This is a genomic window from Shinella kummerowiae (assembly GCF_009827055.1).
Taxonomy (GTDB): domain Bacteria; phylum Pseudomonadota; class Alphaproteobacteria; order Rhizobiales; family Rhizobiaceae; genus Shinella; species Shinella kummerowiae.
The window spans coordinates 279160-298148 of record NZ_WUMK01000005.1 but is presented as its reverse complement, the minus strand read 5'-3'; the positions used below and the strand labels follow the sequence as shown (position 1 = coordinate 298148).

The window sequence follows — 18989 nt, the reverse complement described above, 5'->3', positions numbered from 1 at the left end:
TGCCTCACTGGGTCCCGACGGCGACATCCACCTTCACGATGTCACCCGGCAGGACCGGCGTCGTTTCGGTGGCGCGGATCTGCTCGGTCTTGCCCTCCACCGTGCGCTGGATGGAATAGACAATGTTGGCGGCGGAAAGCCCACCCTTGAGGGCTGCGGCATCGGCCGACTGCATCAGCGCCTCGGACATCAGGTCCCGGCTTGTGCCGAGCTTCAGGGCGAGCGTGTCGAGTTCCTGTTCGGTATTCTGCAACTCCTGCGCCAGCTGCGAATCCCAGTCGTTCTGCAGGTTTGTTTCGTCCTGCGTCGCCTTGTTGATGTCCTGCTTGGCCTTGAGCGACGCGGTGTCGATGTCGAGCAGCGCGGCCTGAAGATCGGCAGTGCGTTGCTCCAGCGCCAGGCGGCGAGAACTGATGGCAAGGCCCTTTTCGGCGAGCGTATCCACCTTCGTCAGGTCGCCCTGCACAAGTTCAAGCTGGCGGGTCTGCGTTTCCGATTTCTTGCCGAGCGCCTCGATTTCGTTGGTGAGCAGCGACTTGAGGTCGGCAAGCGCGGTCAATTGCACCCGCAGCCGCCTTTCCCGCGACGTCTTCAGTGCTTTTTCGCTTTCCAGGATGGCGCCGGCCTCCTGCGACGTGGCGAGTTCCTTCGGCATCTCGATGCCCTCGGCGCCCCGCATTTCGGCTGTGACGCGTGCCCGGCGGATCAGCAAGCGATTGCGCTCGGCGAGGTAGACGGCGGCCTCGCCTTCGGAACGCAGGAAGTCGCGGGCGAACCGCTGGCCGGCATCCGCGCGCCGCAGACCGCCGCCGAAGCTGACGGCCTTGAGAACGGTAAGGCCAGGCGCATAGGGATAGGCCCCCGGCGTCTGCACCTCGCCGGCGAGGTAGACCGGCCGGTACTCGGCAATCTCCACCGAAGCGGATGGACGGTCGCGCAGGCCGAAGAGGATCTGCATCTTCTTGCCGATCTCCTCGGCAAGTTCGCCGGACGTGCGGCCATCGGCCGGCAATTGCCCGATGAATGGCAGGGAGACGGAACCATCGGCCCCGACGCTGTAGTCGCCGCTGACCGCGCTCCAGTCACGGATAGCCCCTTCGGCGGTCTGCCATTCCGCAACACGGATGCGCAGTTTATCCATCACACCCAGCCGGTACTCGGCTGCGGAAACGGGCTGGGCAGCGAGCGCCAACAGCAGGCAAAGCCCGCCAAGCGCCGCCATGCGAAAAAAAGCCGCGGCGCGGGCCGCGTGCAAAATCGTCTTCATGGAAACCTCTGTCTCTGGTCTCCCGCAGCCACGAGGGAATGCGGGAGAGAGCTTCGGATCAATAGCTGCCGCGTGACAGGCAGACGGCCGGAATGGTGCGGGCGACGATGACGAGGTCGGAGGCAAGCGACCAGTTGCGCACATAATGCGTGTCGAATTCGATGCGTGCCGAATAGGACACATCGTTGCGGCCGCTCACCTGCCACAGGCCGGTGAGGCCAGGACGGGTCTGGAGATAGTAGACCGCCGAGGCCTCATAGAGCTCCAGCTCGTCCTCGACGACCGGACGCGGGCCGACGATGCTCATCTCGCCCCGGAGGATGTTGATGAGCTGGGGCAGCTCATCGAGGCTGAGCTTGCGCAGGACAGTGCCGACGACGGTCACGCGTGGATCGTCCTGCAGCTTGCGCGTCGTGCGCCATTCCTCATAGGCGGCCGGGTTCTGCTCGAAATACTGCTGCAGAACGGTGTCGCCGTTTTCAGACATGGTCCGGAACTTCAGGCACCGGAACATCGATCCGTTGTAGCCGATGCGGCGGTGGCCATAGAAGACACTGCCGCCATCGGAATATTTTACGAGCGCCATGATCAGCACGAAGATCGGGCTGAGCACGACAAGGGCGGCAAAGGCCACCAGAATGTCAAAGCTCCGTTTCGATATTCCCCCTATCGGCGGAGCGCCGGTTATGGCCGAACTGAAAAACGGCGAACTGGCCGATCGACTCGCGGACTTCATAGAGATGGCTCCATTTCAACTTGCGATTTGGTCGGGTCCCCCCGGACGTGTTCAGACATCCAATGCGGAGTGTATGGTCACAGTTTGTTTTTTGAAGCGTGATTTATCGATTAAAAAAAGGGCACAGCGTATTTAAGAGAATCTTGATATCCTAAACTAAAGCTTATCTGAAGAATCGGCACGCAAAATTCTCAGATCCGCGACGCCAAAACTCAGCACAACCGGTTCATTTCGAGCGTTTAAGCTTGTTATCAATTCTTTTGACGCTGACTCTCTGCCAAGCAGAACACGAGAAATAGGAAATTCCACACATCGGCTTCATATTTTGATCCATATATACTGCATTGCATCGCATTTTTTTGCGCTGCAATATTATATTGCGGTGCACATTTTTCCGTGACATGCCGCCGACTTTGTAACAAAAGTTGATCGCACATTGCGGAGTGCGCAACCCATCGGGTGCGCCCATCATGGACAAACTCGCGTCATCGGCGTAACCGGCCGTCAGCGCGGAAAAATCGTGACAGAATCTGGGCAGGAAGAAGGCGTGCGTTTTCGCAGCGAAACCGATTCTGCCTTAACCGAACCACAAGACAAATCGGGGAAAGTCGGAACCGGGCCTGTCGCGGACTGGTTAATACCAATGATTGCGAAGGCGGCGGCGGCCCCCTATAGTTCGATAGAGCCTCAGAGGAGACGGCGGACCCACCGATGAAACGCGCGCCGGAAACGAAATGGCGAGACAGCACGGCCTATGCGCCGCGCTTCTTCTTGAGCATGGTGGTTGCGCTCGTCGCTTTCGCCATCGTGACCTATTTCGCGACGGGGTCGATCACGACGACGGCGATACAGACGCTGATCTGTGCCGTTCTCATTCAGGTCGGTTATTTCCTGATGACGCTCTTTCTGGTCTGGCGGACTGCCAAGCAGCGCAAGGCGGAAACGGACAAGGGCTTGCGCGGCAAACAGGACCTCGACGCCGCCAAGACGAAGGTCCCCGTGTCGATCAACGAGCCCGGCCACTCCAAGTTCTGATCCGGACAATTTGCGGCGGGCCGTTTTTGTGCCCCCTTTGCCTTTCATGTTGCGTTGCAGCGTAGGCCTGTCCTGCGCCTCGACAATTCAACGCGAGAGAGGGGTGGATCGTGACCCAGCAAGAAAAGGTCTGCGTTATCATTGCCGCGAAGAATGCGCAGGAGACCATCGGGCGCGCTGTGCGCTCGGCCCTGGCAGAGCCGGAAGTGGCGGAAGTCGTGGTGGTGGATGACGGCTCGGACGACCGCACGATGGCGGCGGCGGGCGAGGCTGACGACGGAAGCGGACGGCTCGATATCATCCGGTTCCGCGTGAACAGGGGGCCGTCTGCGGCGCGCAACCACGCCATCGCCATTTCCCGCGCCCCACTGATCAGCATCCTCGACGCCGACGACTTCTTCTTTCCCGGCCGCTTCAGCCAGCTTCTCGCCTGCAAGGACTGGGATTTCGTTGCCGACAACATCGCCTTCATGGCGACACCCGATCTCGGCCAGCAGCCGGCACGCTTTGCCCCCCGCCCACGCGGGCTCGACCTCAAGGCCTTCATCCTCGGCAACATTTCCCGCCGCGGCGCGCCACGCGGCGAACTAGGCTTTCTCAAGCCGGTGATGCGCCGGGCATTCCTCGACGCGCACGGCCTGCGCTATCGCGAGGACATGCGTCTTGGCGAGGATTACGAACTCTATGTGCGCGCGCTTGTGAAGGGCGCGCGGTACACCGTTATCGAGAGCTGCGGCTATGGCGCTGTGGTGCGCGCAAATTCCCTGAGCGGGCAACATCGCACGAAGGATCTCGAAGCGCTCCACAAGGCGGAACGCGCGATCCTTGCGGCCGGCGACGTGCCCGCGGAGGCTGTCGGCGTCATGCGCCGGCACTGCCGGCAGATCGGCGACCGGTATGCGCTGCGCCATTTCCTCGACAGCAGGCGGGAACGTGGGGCCGGCGCCGCGCTGGCCTATGCCTTCGGCAACCCCACGGCCATGCCGGCAATTGCCGGCGGCATCCTGCGCGACAAGGTGGATGCAGCGCGCCGCCGCAGCCACCGGCAAACGCCCGCCCCGCAGGATGGCGGGCTGCGCTATCTGCTACCCGCGACCTCCACGGCACGCGACTAGAGATAGTCGCGCCGCACGCCCTCCAGCACATCGTAGAGCCGCGCCTTGCGCTCGGAGAGGCGCGCATCGGTGCTGAGTTGCGGTCTCGCGCGGCTCGCCTGCCACAGCGCCAAAGTCGACGGTGCCGCCAGCACCTGTTTGGCCGCTAGGCGTAAGCCGGGTTTGTGCGCCATCTGTGCGACGGCGACGTCCCCCTCCTCGACCCTTTCAGGCGCCACGGCAACGGCTGCCACCCCTTGCCTGTCATAATCGACGCCCCAGAATCGCGCGCCCTTGATGATCGCTTCTGCCCGCGTCGAGATCGGGATGCGCCTTGGTTTGTGCTCGACACCGACGGTCGATGCCCAGTCGCGCCATTTGAAGCTGTTGATGCTGTCGGATGTGCTGACCGCCACCCAGGGCACGCGGAAGGCGTCCGCAAGGATGGCACCGTGCATGGATTCGGCGACGATCAACTCCGACTGCGCGATCTGGCGGATCACATCCTTCGCCTCGCCACGCGGATCGATATAGTGCAGGCCAGCCATGGCGCAGATGACCGGCCAGAGGCCCGCCACCGCCGATTCCCAATGCGGAACGAAAGACTGCTTGTAACGCTTGGGCAGGCTGGCAAATTCCGGCATGTCGGCGACGAGAACCGCTGGATCGATGACGCCCAGATCCACCGGCACGCCTACCTTTTCCGCCGTCAGCGGACCGCGCACGCAGCGAATATCCCAGAGGCTTCTGTCTTGCATATCCGGCAGGCTTCCATAGCCGAAACCGCTGCCGAGCACGAGCTTTCGCCCCTCTTCCGGCAGCAGCGCACGGTTCAGCACCGTGCCAACGCCGACCAGAAGCACATCCGAATGCACCTCCCGGAAGCCGGGCAGCAGGAAATCCCATAGCCAGAGATTGAGGTCGTCACCGAAATTGCCATGTTCCGATTCCCAATAATAGGGCTTCATGTCCCACTCCTTGCAATGGCGTTTCTCAAAAGGACGGGCCGGAGGCGGCCCGCCGCAGGGTCAGCGGGAGAATTTGCCGACGGCGAGCCCAAACGCGCTCGTGATGATGCGAGGGTCGCGCATGGCCCAGCGCGCCAGCATGTCGAACTGGGGAAGCTTGCGGCGTTTGACCAGCCGCGCCTGGCTCCACAATGCCTGGCGCCGCGCCGTCTGCTTGTAGGAGCGCAGCGAAGCGGCTTCCGCCGGCCGGCCGGCAAAACGCGTCTCCAGCCGATCAAGCGCCACCCAGGTGTTGAATTGCTGGCGCAGGAATTGCGGCGAGTCGTTGTCGACGCCGTGGAAAATATTCAGCCCCTCGCCGCGCACCGCGCCGGCTTCGCCACTCAACACCACGCGGCGGGCGGCGAGCACGCAATCGCAGAAGAACAGCACGTCCTCCGCCGCAAGCCGGAGGGCAGCATCGAAACGCACTTTTTCGAACAGGGGTCGCCCGATCACCATCGAAGAGAGGTGGAGGAAGCTCCAGTTTTTCAGCATGACCTGCGTCAGCCCCGGTATCTCGATGAGCAGCGGATCGTCGCTCAACCGCTCGACCGCTTCGGTCTTTTCAAGGTCGGCGACGCCGAAATGATAATAGAATGCATCGCCTCCGGTAATCGACGCAAAATAGCAGTCGGCCTCGAAGGCCGTCATCGCCGCATGGGCGACGGCGAGGTGATCGGGGGTCCAGGCATCGTCCGAATCAAGGAAGGCGACAAAGGCCGAATCGGCCGGCACATGATCGAGCCCGGTATTACGTGCGCCGCCCGGCCCGGCATTCTCCTGACGGATGATGCGTACCCGCGCACGCTCCGCCTCCGAAAAATTCACGATGTCGCCATCGGCCGGATACGGCGATTCATCGTCGACGACAATGACGTCGAAGTCGTTGAAACTTTGAGCAAACACCGACGTGAGTGCACGTCGCAGAATGCCCGGCTCCTTCTGATAGAAGGGGATGATAACTGTCAGCTTCGCCATCTTTTCGTCCCTGTGGTTTCTCTAGAAAGAGTTTCGCATGGTCTCCTCCCACCGGGGCGCGGCCGTTTCCGGCGCAGGCATTTCGTCGTCGTCGAGGCTCCTCTTTCGATCGGAATCCGCTATGTCCCAGCAGGTCAACGCGACGTCGGTGACACGAAACGTCGGCTGGAGCGTCCTATCCAAGACAAGCACATTCGGGCTTAAATTTGTCACGGTGCCCATTCTGGCAAGGCTTCTGACGCCGGAAGAGTTCGGCGCGGTGGCAGTGGCGCTGGCCGTCGTGCAGTTCCTGGCGATGATCGGCGGGGCCGGTCTTGCCTCCGCGCTCATCCTCGAACCGAAGGAAGACGAGGAGACGATCCACTCGGTTTTCTGGGCCAATCTGGCGCTCGCCTGCCTGATGGCTGCGGGGCTTTATATCTGGGCAGAACCGCTCGCCGACTGGTTCGGCGCGGCCGATGCGGCCTATCTTTTGCACCTCATGTGCCTGCTCATTCCGTTGCAGCTTGCCGGCGACGTGGCCTATGCGCTCGTCGCCCGGCGCATGCAGTTCAGCAAGGATGCGCTGTGGAGCATGATCTCCGAATCGGTCGCGGCGATCGCTGCGGTGATCATGGCACTTGCCGGCTTCGGCATCTGGGCGCTGGTGACCCAGCTTTTCGTCTCAGGCGTGATCCGGCTCGCCGGCCTCTTCTTCGTCTCCCGCTATCTGCCGCGCCTGCGTTTCCGCCCGCGCGCGGTCGCCAGGCTCGCGCGTTACAGCCTCGGACTGATGGGCTCGGAGATTGCCAATTTCATCACCTTCCAGTCGCCGATGGTCGTCATATCGCGGTTTCTCGGCCTTGCGGATGCCGGCGCCTATTCCGCCGCCAATCGCTTTTCCAGCATTCCCAACCAGGTGGTTCTGTCGGCGGTCATGGGCGTGCTGTTCCCGGCCTTCAGCGCCATGATGCACGACCGGGAGCGCCGGTCGCAGGCGCTGATGCTGAGCACGCAGGTGACGACGCTGCTGCTCGCGCCGATGATGTTCGGCCTATGGGCGCTGGCAGAGCCCTCTATGCTGCTGCTCTTCGGGCCGCAATGGGCCGCGGCATGGCCGGTGCTCGGACTGCTTGCCCTTTCCAAGGGTCTGCTGACACCGTGCAGCACGTTCATTCCCTATCTCAAGGGCTCCGGCCATGGTGGTGCGCTGTTCTGGTGGGCGGTCGGCCGTGCCGTCGTCACCACGGGCGCCGTCGCCTATGGCGCCTATAACGGCTCATTAGTCGAGGCGATGGTGGCGCTCTGCATCGTCAATGCGCTGGTTCTCGTCGGCTATTCCTGGGTGGTGTTCCGCGCGGATGGTACGCCGTTCCTCGTCGGCTTCTACCCGTCGATCCGGCCGATGCTCACCGCGGCGCTGATGGCGATCGTGGTGCGTTACACGCTGGACAATTACCTTGCCCTCCACGTTCACACGGTTCTGCAGGTCGGTTTCGGCATCGTGCTTGGCGGTGTGATCTATGCGGCCCTGGTGTTGTTGACCGAGCGTCCGCTGCTTCGAAAACTGCTCGAGCTCGTTCGCCGCCCCAAGCCGCAAACCGCTGCGAGCCTGCCGTAAGCTGCCCCAATTCGGCATCGCGCCGCCGCAATTGCCGTTTTGTTCGCCTCAAACAATTAAGCAGCGCGAAAAAAATTTCGCGCTGTTTGCAGCCACAAATTGCGACTGAATCAGTATATTCGAATAAACTGCAAAGTATTGTTGCCCTAGCGCTCGATCGTCCTTCGCCGATCTCCGCGGAACTATTTTCGGCGGCCATCCGCACAGGCCGTCATGCTGCATTGCAACCAAGTGATCACGAAAATTTGCTGCACCGCCATATTTTCCGCGACCCCATCCGGCACACTCCTCTTCGTAGGCTCGAGTCTGCTCTTGTTTGAACGACCGTCCGGGGGGAACGGTCCACCAGAGGGGTGACCCACATCGTGGATATCGACGCGACCGTTTCAGCGCGCATCAATGTGATGCGCATCGTGCTGATCTCGGGGATCATCTTCGTGCATGTTCCCTACGATCCGGCGACGAGCCCGTATCTCGGCCAGTTCGGTGGGCTGGACTGGATGCGCGTGTTCCTGGCCGACAGCCTCTTCCGCATCGGCGTGCCGTGCCTCAGCGCCATTTCCGGCTACCTGCTGTTCCAGCGCGGCTGGGATGCCTTCGATTATGCCAAGACGTTGCGCACCAAGGCCTCGACGATCCTCGTGCCGTTCCTGCTGTGGAACACGGCCTTTCTCGCCCTCGTCTATGTTGCGCAGTCGCAGGGCATCGGCTTCGGCTACCTGCCGGATGTCGTCAACGCCGCGCCGCGCGACCTGATGAACCTCACGCTCGCCATCGAGACCTGGCCGATCAACATCCCGCTCTATTTCCTGCGCGACCTGCTGCTTTGCCTGCTGTTGTCACCGCTCATCGCGCTCGCCGTGCTGCGCTATCCGCGCACCGTGCTCGCCCTGATGCTCGCCTATGCGGTACTGCCGGTGCCGAACGGCATCTTCCTCAAGAAGGCGATCCTGTTCGGTTTCAGCTTTGGCGTCTGCGCCGCCTTGCACCGTGTCGACATCAAGCGGCTGGACCGATTTGCAGCCCCCGTGGTGCTGGCCGTGTTCGCCATGGCCGTGCTGTTGTCGCTTGCCCTCTATGCCTATGGCCCTGAATTCCCCGCCTGGCTCGACATGGTGCGCAGCCTTGCGGCCATCGCCGGCATCTTCGGTGCCTGGACGTTGTCGGCGCTGCTCATCCAGACCCGTGCCGGCCAGGCCCTGTCACGGCTCGGCGGGCTCAGCTTCTGGATCTTCTGCGCGCATTATCCGCTGCTCATCCTGTTCTGGATGGTGTGGAACCGCCTGGATATTCCAGACTATCCGCTGTTCTACGCGGCGAGCCCCGTGCTGGCGCTTGCCATCCTCGTTTCGACACATGCGGCGGCGCGACGCTTCCTGCCTTCGCTGCACGCCGTCCTCACCGGTCGACGCATCGGCGGCCAGAAACGGCAATCGGCCGAACGATCCCAACACACGCCGATGAAGCCCTCAGACCCCCTCGCTCAAAGGAGGTGACGACAATGACGTCCCCCTCGAAAACGATCCTGTGCACCACAGCATTTCTTGTCGCCATGGCTGCAAACAATCCGCTCGCCGCCCAGGAAGGCGCAAAGGGCGCCTCCTTCGTCGAAGAGTTCGACCAGCTCGACAAGAAGCTCTGGTATGTCTCCGACGGCTGGAACAACGGCCCCCACCAGAACTGCACCTGGTCGGCCGAGCAGGTCGCGGTGCGTGACGGCAAGCTGGAACTCTCCTTCGACGCTGCATCGGGCGGCGAGCGCCAATATGCCTGCGGCGAGGTGCAGACGCGCCAGCGCTACGGCTACGGCACCTATGAGGTGCGCATGAAGTCCGCGACCGGCCCCGGCCTCAACTCGGCCTTCTTCACCTATATCGGCCCCACCGACAAGAAACCGCATGACGAGATCGACTTCGAGGTGCTCGGCAAGGATACGTCACGCGTGCAGCTCAACCAGTATATTGCGGCCAAGGGTGGCAATGAAAAGCTGATCGACGTGCCCGACGGTGCCGACAGCGGTTTCAACGACTATGCCTTCGTCTGGGAAAAGGATCGCCTTCGCTACTACCTCAATGGCGCACTGGTGCACGAGGTGACGGACCCGCAAAAACTCCCGACCAACGCCCAGAAGATTTTTCTCTCGCTGTGGGGCACCGACACGCTCTCCGACTGGATGGGACGCTTCGCCTTTGCCGGGCCGACCAAGCTCGAGGTCGAGCGCGTCGCGTTCACCGCCGAGGGCGAGGCCTGCCAGTTCGATGGCTCCGTCGCCTGCCTGATGAATTGAACCCGATCGGATCTGCCTGATGCTCCGTGTCCTGTATCTCGTCCATGACCTGTCCGATCCCGCCGTGCGCCGGCGGGTGATGATGCTGCGCGCCGGTGGTGCCGAGGTCTCGCTCGCCGGCTTCCGGCGCGGCGAAAACCGGCTTGCCGACATCGAGGGCATCGCCCCGCTGGAACTCGGTGCAACCGAGGACGCTCGCTTTGCCCGGCGCCTTCTTGCGGTGGTTGGCGCGGCGGCGACGCTCGGCAGCCGGCTGCACACTGTCGCCCGACCCGACGTCATCATTGCGCGCAATCTCGAAATGCTGGCGCTTGCCAACAAGGCGGCGGCCCATTTCGGCGGCGCGATCCCGATCGCCTACGAATGCCTGGATATCCATCGGCTGCTGTTGCGCAAGGATTTGGTCGGTGGCGCCTTGCGCGCGGCAGAAAGCCGTTTCGGCCGGAATGCCAGCCTGCTCGTCACCAGTTCGCCGGCCTTCGTCGAAAACTACTTCAAGCCGCTCTCCAAGATCCGCGCGCCCGTACATCTCCTGGAAAACCAGGTCCTGGAGCTGGATGGCAGCGCTGACAAACTGCCCGCACGGACGAAGCCGGAGGGTGAGCCCTGGCGCATTGGCTGGTTCGGGGCGATCCGCTGCCGCAAATCTCTGGCACTTCTCTCGGATTTCACCCGGCGCATGAATGGGCGGTTCGAAGTCGTGCTGCGTGGCCGGCCCGCACGCTCCGAATTCGACGATTTTGATGGCCTGATCGCACGCGAACCCTTCATCCGCTTCGAGGGGCCCTACCGCAACCCGGAGGATCTCGCCGCGATCTATGCCGGGGTGGATTTCTCCTGGGCGATCGACTTCTTCGAGGAGGGCCAGAATTCGGCCTGGCTACTGCCCAACCGGCTCTATGAGGGCTGCCGGCATGGCGCCCTGCCGATCGTGCTCGCCGGAACCGAAACGGCGCGGCACGCCGTTCAGCGCGGCGTCGGCATTTCACTTGCAGACGCGCGGCTCGAAACGCTGACTGCGCAGTTCACCGCCTTTGACGGCGATCTCTACCGCGACCTTCACGCCAATCTCGTAGCACTCGGACCGCGACCATGGATCATCGACCGGGCGGATTGCGCAGCGTTCGTCCAGCGTCTCGCAGCCCTTCGGCAACCCGGCGCCCAACCGGCGGCGCCGCACCCTCTCCCCTCCCTCGTCGCAACCAAGGTGGATGCCCATGACCGTTGACGCTGTAAAATCCGTGCGTTGCCTGATCGTGATCCCATGCCTCAACGAGGCGTCCTATCTCGAGCCGCTGATCCAGCAGCTCGAGCCGACACTGAAAGAACTAACGGCCACGCTCGTGGTTGTGGACGGCGGCAGCACGGATGGGACGCGCGACATTGCCAAGCGCCTCGCGCAAAACCTGCCGAACCTGCACGTCCTCGACAATCCGCGGCGCATCCAGGCGGCCGCGATCAACCTCGCCGTCGAGACCTTCGGCCTGGAGCACGACTATCTGATCCGCATCGACGCACACGGCACCTATCCGCACGACTATTGCCGCGTGCTGGTCGAGGAGGCGCTGGCGACCGAGGCGGATTCCGTCGTCGTCGCCATGCAGACCGTCGGTTTCGGCCTGTTCCAGAAGGCGACAGCCGTCGCGCAGAATTCGGTGCTCGGCAATGGCGGCGCCAAACATCGCGCCGGGGCAGAAAGCCACTGGGTGGATCATGGCCACCACGCGCTGATGCGCATTTCGGCCTTTCGCGCGGTCGGCGGCTATGACGAGAGTTTCAACGCCAATGAGGACGCCGAATGCGACTACCGCCTGAACAAGGCCGGTTATCGCATCTGGATGACGGCACGCACCAGCATGATCTACTATCCCCGCGCCAGCGCGCCGCTACTGTTCAAGCAGTATTTCCGCTATGGCCGCGGGCGGGCCCGCAATTTCCTGAAACACCGCTCGCGACCAAGCCTTCGCCAGATGATCCCGCTGATGGTTGCCCCCGTCGCGGTCGGCGCCTTTCTGGCGGCCATCACCTGGATTGCGGCAGTGCCGTTCGTACTGTGGGCGGCGGCCTGCCTCGGCTACGGCGCCTGGATGGCGCTGGGACAACGCAATCCCTATGGCCCGCTCGCCGCCGTCTCCGCGATGATCATGCATTTTGCCTGGTCGGCCGGTTTCTGGCGCGAGGTGCTGGATCTCCGCCAAAGGAGGGTGGCGGCATGACCCCGCTTCGCGTCGACATCGCCGTCTGCACCTTCCGTCGGGAGGCGCTTGACGACACCCTGACATCGCTCGCCCGGCTGACCGTGCCCGAGGGTGTGCACCTGCGGATCATCGTTGCCGACAACGATGCCGAGCCCAGCGCTCGCGAGCGCGTGGAGGCCGCCCGGACACGGATGCCGATCGATCTGGTGTATGTGCATTGCCCGGCCGGCAACATTTCCATTGCCCGCAACGCCTGCCTGGACGCGGCGGATGCCGACTTCCTCGCCTTTGTCGATGACGACGAGACAGTGGAGCCCCTCTGGCTCGACCGCCTGCTTGCCGAAGCAGCAGCAAGCGGCGCCGATGTGGTACTTGGCCCCGTTCAGGCGGTCTATGCACCGGAGGCACCCGGCTGGATGCAACACGGCGACTTCCATTCCACCCATCCCGTCTGGGTGAAGGGCGAAATCCGCACCGGCTATACCTGCAACGTCCTGATGCGCCTCGCCGCCCCTTCGATCACCGACCGGCGCTTTGATCTCGCACTCGGTCGAAGCGGTGGTGAAGACACGGCCTTCTTCGATCAGGTGCATGCCGCCGGCGGGCGCATCGGCTTTGCCAGGGACGCCTGGGTGCGCGAACCGGTGCCGGCTTCCCGCGCGCGCTTTTCCTGGCTGGCGCAGCGGCGTCTGCGCATGGGCCAGACGCATGGCCGGATCCTGGCCGAACGGCATGAGGGAGTTGCGCGCTGGACGGCGGCGATCGGGGCAACGGCCAAATGCACCGCGTGCCTTATGGCAGCGCTCGGGCTCGCCTTGCTGCCTGTACGGCGCAATCGCTTTTTCCTGCGCGGCCTCCTGCATGCCGGCGTCATCGCCGGCCTGTTCGGCAGCCGCACGATCGAACCCTATGGAAAGCTGGAGGCAGCACGATGAGCGACGCCCCTCTCCCCGATGTCAGCGTGGTGATCGCCGCCTACAATGCGGCCGACACGATCGAGCGCGCGATCCTCAGCGCCGCCGCACAGCAGGGCGCGACGGTGGAGGTCATCGTCGTCGATGATTGCTCGACGGACGGAACCCGCGACGTCGTTTCCGCCATCGGCGAGCCCCATGTGAAGCTCGTTGCGCTAGGCCGAAATCGCGGACCGGGCGGCGCGCGCAATGCCGGTTTTGCTATCGCCCGGGGCCGGTGGATTGCCGTGCTCGATTCCGACGATACGATGCGGCCAGACCGGCTGCGCCGCCTGATCGACATTGCGGAACGTCAGAACGCAGCCGTGGCCGTCGACAATCTCGATGTGCTGCATCTCGATGGCCGCGTGGAACGGATGTTCCCGCAGGATCTGCTTGCCCGAACCCCCGTGCTGACGCTTGTCGATTTCATCGACTCCAACCGGATTTTCCGCAGCACGCACAATTTCGGCTACATGAAACCCGTCTTTCGCCGGGCGTTTATCGAAGACAACGACCTCTCTTTCGACGAAGATTTGAGGATCGGCGAGGACTATCTGTTGCTCGCCTCCGTGCTTGCTGCCGGCGGGAAATGCGCCGTGGTGCCGGATGCGGGCTACAACTACCACATCCGCGACACCTCCATCTCACGCATCCTTCACCTCCATCACGTGGAGGCGATGCTGGCGGGCGACCGGCGTTTTCTCGCGCGTTTTGCGCTGAAGGGAGCCGACGCCGCAGCACAACGCCGGCGCACGCGCAACCTCGAAGAGACCCACGCCTTCCTGGCCCTGATCCAGCATCTCAAGAATCGTTCGTTCGGGCCTGCCCTCAAGGTGGCGCTCGGCGATCCCGTCGCGCTCCGGCATCTCAGGATGCCGCTCGCCGCCCGATGGCGCCGCCTCATGGCCGCGTCGTCCCATCGCAAAACGGCCGCGCCACGCGCGGCTGCCTCCCCATCGACAGCGCAAGATTTGCCGCTCAAGAACAAAGGATAATGCCATGGAGCGAACCAAGACTGTCCGCAAGGCCGTCATTCCCGTTGCCGGAAACGGCACACGCTTCCTGCCCGCCACCAAGGCTATGCCCAAGGAAATGCTGACCATCGTCGATCGCCCGGTCGTGCAATACGCCCTCGACGAGGCGCGTGAGGCCGGCATCGAACATGTCGTCTTCGTCACGAGCCGCAACAAGCAGGTTATCGAAGACCACTTCGACGACACGCCCGAACTGATCTCCTCGCTGGAAAAATCCGGCAAGGACGACAAGGTCAGCGAACTTGGCCGGCTCCTGCCGACCGCCGGTTCGGTGAGCTTCACCCGTCAGCAGGCGCCGCTCGGCCTTGGCCATGCGGTCTGGTGTGCCCGTGATGTGATCGGCGACGAGCCCTTCGCGCTCCTCCTGCCGGACATGATTTCCTTCGGTCCGCGCGGCTGCCTCGCCGGTCTCATGGATCTCTACAACGAGGTCGGCGGCAATGTCGTGGGCGTCGAGCAATGCGCCCCCGAAGACGCTTCCCAATATGGCATCGTCGGCAAGGGCAAGGCCGTGCGCCACGGCTTCGCCGTCACGCACATGGTGGAAAAGCCGAAAATGGGCGACGCGCCGTCGAATTTCTTCCTTAACGGCCGTTATATTCTGCAGCCGCAAGTCTTCGGCCATCTCGCCCATCAGAAGCGCGGTGCCGGCAATGAGATCCAGCTCACCGACAGCATGCTGAAACTGTCGGAAACACAGGCTTTCCACGCCCATGTCTACGAGGGACGGACCTATGATTGCGGCTCCAAGCATGGCTTCATCGAGGCCAATGTCGCCTTCGCGCTCGACCGTCCGGATATCGGCGCCGCCGTCTACGAATCCCTGCGCGATATGGTGATGTCGCACGAGAGCCGGATTCGCGCGGCATAATTCTGGTCCCGGGCCGGTGCGGCCCGGGACCACCGCCTGCGGGAGGACGCAAGCCCCCCACCGAGCCGAAAGGCAGAACGGAGCCCCATGCACCAACGCACCGTACCGCACAGCCGCGTTTTTCGCGGAGAACCGGACCCGTCCGATTCCTTCATCGATCTCAACCGCCTGCTCACGATCCTCGTGCGCCATACGCGGCTGATTGCGATGACGGTCGTCCTCGCGGTCGCGCTGGGCGTCTCCTACCTCGTCTTCGCGACGCCGATCTATACCTCGATGACGCAGGTGCTGCTCGACGAGAACCTGTCGCGTTATGCCGAGGAAACCGAGCCTTCGGCGCAGAGCAGCCAGCAGGCCGACATGCGCATATCAAGCGCCGTCGAAATCCTGAAATCCGGCCGCATGGCGCTGCGGGTGGTTGACGACCTCAAGCTCGGGGACAACGAGACCATCCTCAACCCGCCGCAATCCCCCGTGGCGATCGCCAAGGGCTGGATGAAGTCACTGACCTCGTTTGCTTCCACCGGCCCCGGGCCGTCGGAGGCCGACCTGCTGAACGGCCGGCGCCAGAAGGCGGCAGCGATCCTGCAGCAGTCGCTGAATGTCGAACGTGTCGCGCGCAGCTCCGTCGTCGCGGTTTCCTTCCGCTCGTCCGATCCGCAGCTTGCCGCGGCCATCACCAAGAAATATGCCGACGCCTATCTCGAAGATCAGCTCAACGCCAATTTCGACGCGACGGAACAGGCGACGATCTGGTTGCAGGAGCGCCTGACCGACCTTCAGGGCCGTGCCCAGTCCACTGCCCTCGAAGTCGAGCGCTACAAGAGCGAGAACGGACTGACATCCGCGCGCGGCGAACTGATGTCGGAGCAACAGCTTTCCGATTTGAACAGCCAGCTTATCGTCGCGCAGGCCGATACGGCCAGCGCCTCGGCACGCTACAACCAGTTCAAGGCGATCATCGACCAGGGCGCGGAAAAGGCCGTCGACAATGCGACGATCCCGACGAAGCAGACCGATAACTCGCTGATCCAGGAACTGCGCGGCCGCTACATCTCCGTCGTCAAGCGCGAGCAGGAGATCACCCAGAATTTCGGTGCGGACCACCCGCAGGCTGCGGCACTGCGCACCGACAAGGAAGACCTCACCCGACAGATCTATCAGGAACTCCAGCAACTGACGGCGAGCTACCGCAACGAATACGAGGTCGCCCGCTCGCGGGAGGATTCCTTGCGCGAAAGCATCGAAAAGGTTGCCGGCAACAATGCCGTGGCCAATCGCTCGCTGGTGCATCTGCGCGAACTGGAGCAGAAGGCGACGGCACTGAAGGTGCTGTCGGAATCCTATCTCAGCCGCTACGAACAGGCCTCGCAGCAGCAATCCTTCCCGATCGCCAAGGCGCGCGTGATTTCCGATGCCGGCGTGCCGGTCTCGCCGTCGAGTCCCAGCAAGACGATGGTCATCGGCCTGTCGCTGGTGCTCGGCCTGATGGCGGGCGCCGCACTCACCTTCGTGCAGGAAATGCGCGAGCGCTATTTCCGCGTCGAAGGCGACGTCCGCACCGTGCTCGGCCTGAAGCCGCTCGGCTACCTGCCGCTTGTCGGCGGGCAGAAGAAGCGCAACCCCGCGATGATCGGTGCAAAGGCGATGAAGGCGGAACAGGCCAATCCGGATGAAGAGGACGTCATTCCGCTCGAACGCATGACGCGCATCGTGCTGGATGCCCCGCGTTCGGCCTTCGCCGAAACGCTGCGCAATGCCAAGCTTGCCAGCGACGTGATGCTGCAGGGCCAGGAAAGCCGGGTGATCGGCGTGGTATCGTCGCTGCCCGGCGAGGGTAAATCCACCGTCGCGACCAATTTCGCGGCGCTCCTCGCCGCCAGCGGCAAGCGCACGCTGCTGATCGACGCTGACCTGCGCAAGCCGAGCCTCAGCGCCATGCTGAAGCCGACGCCGGAGACCGGCCTTGTCGAGGCCATCCTGGGAGACATCCCCTGGAACCAGGCGATCAAGATCGACCGCCAGACCAAGCTCGCCGTGCTGCCGATCGCACTCCGCTCGGGCAGCGGCGCGCTGCACCACACCAACGAGCTGGTCTCCTCCCCCGGCATGAAACGGCTCATCGCCGAGGTCCGCAAGGCCTTCGACTATGTGATCGTCGATCTCGCGCCGCTCGGTCCGGTGGTCGATGCCAAGGCCTTCGAACCGTTGGCCGATGGTTTCGTCTTCGTCGTGGAATGGGGCAAGACCCCCTCGGCCCTGGTGCGCGACCTGCTCAACGCGGAAAACCGCATCGAGGCGAAGGTGCTGGGCGTCATCCTCAACAAGACCGACATGGCAGCGCTTCCGCGCTACAGCGATTTCGGCGCCGCGGAAAAATACCGTCAGCTCTACGACCAGTATTATACGGAATCGCTGCAGGACGCCCCGCGCCAGGTTTGATGCGGGGCTGCGATCGAACTATTCGATCAGGTCGTGATCACGGCTGTGCCCCCAGAACATGCGCGGCGTCTCCAGCGCGTCGCGCAGGCCGAGCCGATCGATCATCCTGTCCGCCGCGCGCTGGGCGGCGTCGAGGACGGCGTCCTGATCAACGTGGACCGGCTGCCGATCGCGCAACAAAACCTTGCCGCCGACGAGCACGGTGTGCACGTCGTTGCCATTGGCGAAATAGGTGACGCGGAATTCCGGCATGTGTGCCGGATAGAGATGCGGGCGACGAAGATCGACGAGGATGACGTCGGCCTTCTTGTCCGGCTCCAGCGAACCGACCTCCGCATCGAGGCCGAGTACGCGCGCGGCATCGATGGTGCACATTTCCAGTGCCTTGCCCGGCGGCAGCCAGCTCGGATCATGGAAGTGGGTGCGGTGGTAATGCATGCATTGCTGCATGTGGCGGAACATGTCGGCCGAGCGGTCCGGGGCCGTCGCATCCGAGCCGATGGCGACGGTAACGCCTGCATCGAGAAGTTCCGTCACAGGGCAACGCGCCAGGATGGCGGCGACAGCGCTCGGATTGTGCACGATGGTGGTGCCGGTCTCAGCGCAGATGGCGATCTCTTCCTCGTCCAGTCCCGTCGCATGTGACAGCAAGGTGCGCGGGCCGAGAATACCGACCTCCTTGGCGATGCGTACGCTGCCCTTCGTGTGGCCGTCCTGCGTGAAGACGAGGCCGTGATCCTCGGCAAATTGCTTGACGATGCGCGACTGGGCGACGGCCTCATCCGCACCGGCAGCGTCTCGATAGCCCTGATGCAGCGTCGGCGTCAGCAACGCAACGTGGAGACGGCCGTCATGGCTGCCGTGCCAACGATCAATGAGCGTCTTGCAGGTGGCGAACTGCTGGTCGAACGAGACGGGATAGTCGGTGCGCGTATTCCCTTCCCAGCGGGCATAGGTCAGCGGATGCGGCGGACGCGTGGTGCCGACGGCCACCACCGAGCGCGTGCCGATGCCGAGCACACCGTCCATATGCGCATCGCCATAGACGGGTTCGTCGGTGCGCATGACGGAATCGCCGCCGCCGAGCAGCGAGACGCCGGTGGTCACGCCGAAGCGCAGGCGTTCAAGCGCGGCAAGCTGCGCTTCGGCAAACCAGAACTCCGGCGTCGAGCCCACCGTATAGGCGCCACGGCAGGCCTGATACCACGGATCGCTCTTGCCACCGCCGAGCGTCTTGATCAGGCCGTGGCCGGCGTGCGCGTGTGCATCGACGAAGCCCGGCATGATCGCCATGCCGCGCGCATCGATCACCTCGCCGGCGGGGTGGTCGCGCTCCACCTCCTCCGTCGTACCGACGGCGACGATACGGTCACCGGTGATGGCGACCGCTCCGTCGGCAATGATCCGGCGTTCCGGATCGATGGCGATGACGGTGCCGTTCTTGATGAGGATATCGGCCATGGCGGGTCTCCTGTCTGTCA

The 18989-nt window shown here is 63.4% G+C and carries 17 protein-coding genes; 12 read left to right on the top strand and 5 right to left on the bottom strand.

Annotation, left to right across the window (positions count from 1 at the left end; genetic code table 11):
• Positions 1 to 4: 4 nt before the first annotated feature.
• Entirely contained in the window at positions 5 to 1222 is a 1218-nt protein-coding gene (locus GR138_RS15075) for a polysaccharide biosynthesis/export family protein (RefSeq protein ID WP_276508794.1), read from the bottom strand.
• A 103-nt stretch (positions 1223 to 1325) separates the two neighbouring features.
• Positions 1326 to 2003 carry a sugar transferase gene (locus tag GR138_RS15070; RefSeq protein WP_160860064.1) on the bottom strand — a complete coding sequence of 226 codons (678 nt, stop codon included), beginning with the start codon at positions 2001 to 2003 and terminating at the stop codon, positions 1326 to 1328.
• Between GR138_RS15070 and GR138_RS30290 the strand changes: the two genes are divergently transcribed.
• The 3 genes from GR138_RS30290 to GR138_RS15060 all read left to right on the top strand — a co-directional run bounded on the left by GR138_RS30290 (position 1954) and on the right by GR138_RS15060 (position 4153).
• Positions 1954 to 2139, top strand: coding sequence for a hypothetical protein (locus GR138_RS30290; protein ID WP_202402693.1), 186 nt, complete (start codon positions 1954 to 1956; stop codon positions 2137 to 2139). The two genes, GR138_RS15070 and GR138_RS30290, sit on opposite strands and share 50 nt — an antisense overlap.
• Before the next feature lie 575 nt (positions 2140 to 2714).
• The gene (locus tag GR138_RS15065) at positions 2715 to 3038 is read left to right on the top strand and encodes an exopolysaccharide production repressor protein (protein ID WP_160860063.1); all 324 of its coding nucleotides are present in this window, start codon (positions 2715 to 2717) and stop codon (positions 3036 to 3038) included.
• Positions 3039 to 3148: 110 nt separating this feature from the next.
• Complete coding sequence (locus GR138_RS15060) at positions 3149 to 4153, top strand: glycosyltransferase (RefSeq protein WP_160860062.1); 1005 nt, start codon at positions 3149 to 3151, stop codon at positions 4151 to 4153.
• Here GR138_RS15060 and GR138_RS15055 read toward each other — a convergent pair.
• Entirely contained in the window at positions 4150 to 5100 is a 951-nt protein-coding gene (locus tag GR138_RS15055; RefSeq protein WP_160860061.1) for a polysaccharide pyruvyl transferase family protein, read from the bottom strand. The genes GR138_RS15060 and GR138_RS15055 overlap by 4 nt on opposite strands.
• A 60-nt stretch (positions 5101 to 5160) precedes the next feature.
• Positions 5161 to 6120 (bottom strand): glycosyltransferase family 2 protein, encoded by a 960-nt coding sequence (locus GR138_RS15050; protein ID WP_160860060.1) that lies wholly within the window; start codon positions 6118 to 6120, stop codon positions 5161 to 5163.
• Positions 6121 to 6241: 121 nt separating this feature from the next.
• On the opposite strand from GR138_RS15050, the gene GR138_RS15045 reads away from it, so the two are divergent.
• The 9 genes from GR138_RS15045 (at position 6242) to GR138_RS15005 (ending at position 17508) form a co-directional block, all read left to right on the top strand.
• Positions 6242 to 7720 carry a lipopolysaccharide biosynthesis protein gene (locus tag GR138_RS15045; RefSeq protein WP_160860059.1) on the top strand — a complete coding sequence of 493 codons (1479 nt, stop codon included), beginning with the start codon at positions 6242 to 6244 and terminating at the stop codon, positions 7718 to 7720.
• A 353-nt stretch (positions 7721 to 8073) separates the two neighbouring features.
• Positions 8074 to 9216, top strand: a complete 1143-nt coding sequence (locus GR138_RS15040) for an acyltransferase family protein (RefSeq protein ID WP_338091096.1) — start codon at positions 8074 to 8076, stop codon at positions 9214 to 9216.
• Positions 9213 to 10007, top strand: coding sequence for an endo-1,3-1,4-beta-glycanase ExoK (gene exoK, locus GR138_RS15035; RefSeq protein ID WP_420853651.1), 795 nt, complete (start codon positions 9213 to 9215; stop codon positions 10005 to 10007). Before GR138_RS15040 ends, exoK begins: the two co-directional genes overlap by 4 nt.
• Positions 10008 to 10026: 19 nt before the next feature.
• On the top strand, positions 10027 to 11235 hold the full coding sequence (locus GR138_RS15030; RefSeq protein WP_160860057.1) for a glycosyltransferase family protein: 1209 nt from the start codon (positions 10027 to 10029) through the stop codon (positions 11233 to 11235).
• Positions 11225 to 12223 (top strand): glycosyltransferase family 2 protein, encoded by a 999-nt coding sequence (locus GR138_RS15025; protein WP_160860056.1) that lies wholly within the window; start codon positions 11225 to 11227, stop codon positions 12221 to 12223. The genes GR138_RS15030 and GR138_RS15025 overlap by 11 nt, the downstream gene beginning before the upstream one ends.
• Positions 12220 to 13140 carry a glycosyltransferase family 2 protein gene (locus tag GR138_RS15020; protein ID WP_160860055.1) on the top strand — a complete coding sequence of 307 codons (921 nt, stop codon included), beginning with the start codon at positions 12220 to 12222 and terminating at the stop codon, positions 13138 to 13140. The genes GR138_RS15025 and GR138_RS15020 overlap by 4 nt, the downstream gene beginning before the upstream one ends.
• A complete protein-coding gene (locus GR138_RS15015) occupies positions 13137 to 14156 on the top strand; it encodes a glycosyltransferase family 2 protein (RefSeq protein WP_160860054.1) in 1020 nt (339 codons plus the stop codon). Before GR138_RS15020 ends, GR138_RS15015 begins: the two co-directional genes overlap by 4 nt.
• Positions 14157 to 14160: 4 nt before the next feature.
• Entirely contained in the window at positions 14161 to 15066 is a 906-nt protein-coding gene (locus GR138_RS15010; RefSeq protein ID WP_160860053.1) for a UTP--glucose-1-phosphate uridylyltransferase, read from the top strand.
• Between the two features lie 87 nt (positions 15067 to 15153).
• Positions 15154 to 17508, top strand: a complete 2355-nt coding sequence (locus GR138_RS15005; protein WP_160860052.1) for a polysaccharide biosynthesis tyrosine autokinase — start codon at positions 15154 to 15156, stop codon at positions 17506 to 17508.
• An 18-nt stretch (positions 17509 to 17526) separates the two neighbouring features.
• On the opposite strand, the gene GR138_RS15000 is transcribed toward GR138_RS15005, so the two are convergent.
• Positions 17527 to 18969, bottom strand: a complete 1443-nt coding sequence (locus tag GR138_RS15000) for an amidohydrolase family protein (protein WP_160860051.1) — start codon at positions 18967 to 18969, stop codon at positions 17527 to 17529.
• Positions 18970 to 18989: the final 20 nt, after the last annotated feature.